A 2,590-nucleotide genomic window follows, 5' to 3' on the forward strand; every position below is an offset into this window, starting at 1 on the left:
GGTTAAGATCACTGAGCCGGAGAGTGCTGGGTCAATTTTCAGTTTATTTAATAGCACTGGAATAAATATTCCTGCCAAGGCGGCACTGATAATATTAGCGACTATTGCACTCCCAATCACCGCACCTAAGCCCCAACTATCAAACCAATATCCTGCAATAACACCAATCACCACAGCCCATAAAATCCCATTAAATAAGCCGACTTTAAACTCTTTCGTAAGCAGGGGTTTTAAGTTGGACTTAGAAATTTGTCCAAGTGCTAAACCACGTACGATCAAGGTGAGCGTTTGGCTGCCGGCAATTCCTCCCATGGATGCAACAACCGGCATTAATACCGCCAGCGCCACCACTTGTTGTAGCGTAGCTTCAAACAAACCGATAAACCAGGAGGCGAGAAAGGCCGTCATTAAGTTGATACCCAGCCATAGTGCGCGATTTCGAGCACTTTTCATCACCGGCGAGAATAAGTCCTCGTCTTCATCTAGACCCGCAGAGGCCATAATTTGCGCTTCGGCACGCTCGGCCTGCATCTCATAGGCGGTGCCCAAATCAAAACGACCAATCAAGAGCCCACCCTCGTCGAGTACGGGTAAGGCAATCTCTTCACTGTTTGCCACTTTGTCAGCACTGGCGTAGATGTCATCGCGCGCATTCAAGCTGGGAAATTGGTCTCGAACCAGCTCGCTAATTTTTAATCGTCCATCCGCGCCAAATAACTGGTGGATTGGCACCGCACCCACCCAAAAGCCTCGACTATCGACCACAAATACGTGATCACAATACTTTGGCATGACACGCCGCAACCATCGTAATACCACGTTAATTTTCGTTTTTGCAGGAACGACCAAAGGCTGATGATCACACCAATGCCCAACCTGATTATCTGCATACTGCTGGGCGGAGGCATAACGTTGCTTTTGCTCTGAATCCATCCGACCTAGCGCTTCTTCCAGTAATGGCTCGGTCAGCACATCTTGCAGCTCAAGTAAGGTATCAGCATCCAAGTCGGCGAATAGTGCATGCAACTGATCATCATCCACCGCACGGATAATCGCTTCACTGGCATCATCTCGCATTTCAGCCAGCACAGGCAGCTGCAATGACGACGACAGTTGTTCCCAGAATCCCACACGATCGGTCAACGGTAAGGCTTCTAACAATAACGCAAGGCTATCTAAACTATGTGCCTGCTCAATATCTTGCACGACATCAAGYGAACCTTGATCGACTTTTGACAGCAGATCATCAATCACTTCTTGTCTCTCACTGGTTTGCATGGTATTTCCTTCATAACGAAACCATGGGCGGAAAACGCATTGGCTAGGCCCGATGAGGATCATCCGTCGCCCACAAAATGCCATGACATCGCCGCAATTGGTATGCGATGGTTATCACATATCATCGCTGATTTTTCTGACTCTTACCACGCATAATCATTATCGCTTCTATGGTGAGACAAGGGCTAAATAACAACGAGTAATGATGACAATGCCTGTAAAATCGAACGATAAAGTCTGTGTCGGTTGGCGCGAATGGGTGAGCCTTCCTGAGCTCGATATAGCCCGCATCAAAGCGAAAATCGATACGGGTGCACGCACCTCCTGTTTACACACGTTTAAAATTGAAGAGTTCGAGAAAAGCGGCCAGGCGTGGGTAAGATTCTGGGTCCATCCAAACCAAGGCGATGACGAAACCGCCGTTCAAGCCGAAGCACCGGTTCTCGCACGACGCCTCGTACGTGATTCCGGAGGACACGAGCAACTACGATATGTGATACAAACAACGATAAAAGCGGGAACCTTGTGTTATCCCATCGAAATGACACTCACCGCACGCGATAACATGCGATTTCGTATGTTACTGGGACGCACCGCAATGGCAGGTAAGATCATTGTCGATCCCATGTCTTCATTCCTCCTCGGTAAATAAGGAGCCCCAAGCGCAATGAAAATCGGTATTCTTTCGCGTAACAAAAATCTTTACTCTACGCGCCGCCTCATCGAAGCCTGCGAACAACGTGGCCATGATTACAAGATCATCGACGCATTACGCTGCTATATGAGTATCAACTCAACCCAACCGTCTATTCATTTGGCAGGGGAAGATCTCGGTGGGTTCGATGCGATTATTCCACGGATTGGCGCGTCCGTTACCTACTATGGCTGTGCTGTCTTACGCCAGTTTGAAATGATGGGTGTCTTTCCGATGAACGAGTCTGTCGCCATCACACGTTCGCGGGATAAGCTGCGTTCTATGCAGCTGCTATCACGCAAAGGCATCGGTATGCCGCACACTGGTTTTGCCAGTAAACCGGGTGATATTGCCGATTTGCTGACGATGGTCGGAGGCACGCCAGTGGTGGTGAAACTGCTTGAGGGAACCCAAGGTATTGGCGTTGTGCTCGCCGAGACCAAAAAAGCCGCAGAAAGTGTGATCGAAGCATTTATGGGCCTTAAAGCCGATATCTTAGTGCAAGAATATATTCGAGAATCAAGCGGTGCTGATATTCGCTGCTTTGTTATCGGCGATAAGGTGATTGCGTCGATGAAACGCCAAGCACAACCTGGCGAGTTTCGATCGAATCTTCAT

The 2,590-nt window shown here is 48.7% G+C and carries 3 protein-coding genes; 2 read left to right on the plus strand and 1 reads right to left on the minus strand.

Annotated features, from left to right (window positions below; all coding sequences use genetic code 11):
* Positions 1-1,278, minus strand: a 1,278-nt coding sequence (locus BZG79_RS13945) for a magnesium transporter (RefSeq protein ID WP_077774701.1), incomplete at its 3' end; no start/stop codon positions are given.
* Between the two features lie 211 nt (positions 1,279-1,489).
* Here BZG79_RS13945 and BZG79_RS13950 point away from each other — a divergent pair.
* Both BZG79_RS13950 and rimK read left to right on the plus strand, forming a co-directional pair.
* Positions 1,490-1,930: an ATP-dependent zinc protease gene (locus tag BZG79_RS13950; RefSeq protein ID WP_198532344.1), complete on the plus strand. Its 441-nt coding sequence runs from the start codon at positions 1,490-1,492 to the stop codon at positions 1,928-1,930.
* A 15-nt stretch (positions 1,931-1,945) separates the two neighbouring features.
* Positions 1,946-2,590, plus strand: a 645-nt coding sequence (rimK, locus tag BZG79_RS13955) for a 30S ribosomal protein S6--L-glutamate ligase (protein ID WP_077774702.1), incomplete at its 3' end; no start/stop codon positions are given.

The sequence above is a fragment of the Salinivibrio sp. MA427 genome (assembly GCF_001996115.1).
Lineage (GTDB): Bacteria > Pseudomonadota > Gammaproteobacteria > Enterobacterales > Vibrionaceae > Salinivibrio > Salinivibrio costicola.

Bases quoted from the DNA above. Each gene is read 5' to 3' on its own strand.
- BZG79_RS13950 (WP_198532344.1), top strand. From the start codon at position 1,490: ATGCCTGTAAAATCGAACGATAAAGTCTGTGTCGGTTGGCGCGAATGG.